This is a genomic window from Novosphingobium resinovorum, assembly GCF_036352595.1.
In the GTDB taxonomy this organism is placed as follows: domain Bacteria; phylum Pseudomonadota; class Alphaproteobacteria; order Sphingomonadales; family Sphingomonadaceae; genus Novosphingobium; species Novosphingobium resinovorum_B.
This window is the reverse complement of the sequence record NZ_JAZFAX010000107.1, coordinates 1-1,309: the sequence shown is the minus strand read 5'-3', so window position 1 is coordinate 1,309 and position 1,309 is coordinate 1. Positions and strand designations below refer to the sequence as shown.

1 protein-coding gene is annotated in these 1,309 nt (G+C 59.6%); it reads left to right on the top strand.

Annotated elements, in window-relative coordinates:
• Positions 1-79: 79 nt before the first annotated feature.
• Positions 80-1,159, top strand: coding sequence for an IS5 family transposase (locus V2S85_RS27085; RefSeq protein WP_330705873.1), 1,080 nt, complete (start codon positions 80-82; stop codon positions 1,157-1,159).
• Positions 1,160-1,309 lie beyond the last annotated feature (150 nt).

Sequence of the window (1,309 nt, the reverse complement as noted above, 5' to 3'; positions counted from 1 at the left end):
AGCTGGAGACCCGCAAAAACCGGTAGCGTTTGGACGGCTATAATGATTCATTGAGGGCGCGCGATCACGGAGGCCAGCTATGGATCCCAAGTCCCTGTTCAGTTTGAGCGATCACCTTGAGGCATTGAGCAAGGAGGGCGATCCGCTTGAGGTTTTGCAGGAGACGGTGGATTTCGAGTATTTCCGGGCGTGGCTGGTCGAAGGGCTTGGTTATGGCGATGGAGCCAAAGGTGGGCGCCCACCCTTCGATCCGGTGTTGATGTTCAAGGCCCTGATCCTGCAGGCGCAGCATAATCTGTCAGACGCCCGGATGGAGTTCATGATCCGCGATCGGCTGAGTTGGCTGCGGTTTCTGGGACTGTCGCTTGGGGATCGCACGCCGGATGAGAACACGATCCGGCATTTTCGCAATCGCCTGACCGAGACGGGAACGCTCAAGCGGGTGATGAAGGCCTTTGACTGGCAACTCCAGAAGAAGGGCTACATTCCAATGTCCGGGCAGATCGTGGACGCCTCGCTGGTGCCTGCACCAAGACAGCGGAACACCGAGGGCGAACGTGAAGCGATCAAGTCGGGCAAGGGCGCCAGAGATATCTGGCCGGACGAGCCGAACAAGGCAGCACAGAAAGATACCGACGCCCGCTGGACCCTCAAGGTCGGCGGGAAAGTTCGGTATCGGGCGGATGGGACGCCGCTCCCCATGATCGCCTTGCCGGTCTTCGGCTATAAATCTCACATCAGCATCGACCGACGCTTCGGCTTCATCCGAGGCATGGCGGTGACTTCGGCGTCAGCGGCGGACGGGCGTCTTCTCCGACAGGTCGTCAGCACGGACAATACCAGTTCCGAGGTATGGGCTGACAGTGCCTATCGATCCAGGCGCAACGAGAAGTGGTTGTCGGATCAGATGCTCACGTCCCGCATTCATCGCCGCAAACCCATGGGCAAGCCGATGTCGAAGGCAACCGCGCGGGCCAATGCCGCCAAATCCTCGATCCGGGCTCATGTCGAACATGTCTTCGCGCATCAGAAGAACCGGTTCAACCTGTTCATCCGCACCATCGGCCTGGCCCGCGCTGAGGCGAAACTGACCCTTTGCAACCTGGCCTACAACTTCAACCGCCTGATCTTCCACGAACGCCGGGAATGCAGGGGCTGACTCTGTCTGCAAGCCGGCCAAACCGGCGAAATCAACGCCGGGCATGATGGAAATTGGTCCGAACGATGCCCTTGGTGCGCCCCGAAGCCTCGACGTCATCAAACCAGCCCGCTTCGCCAGAAATTACCCGGTTTTTGCGGGTCTCCAGCT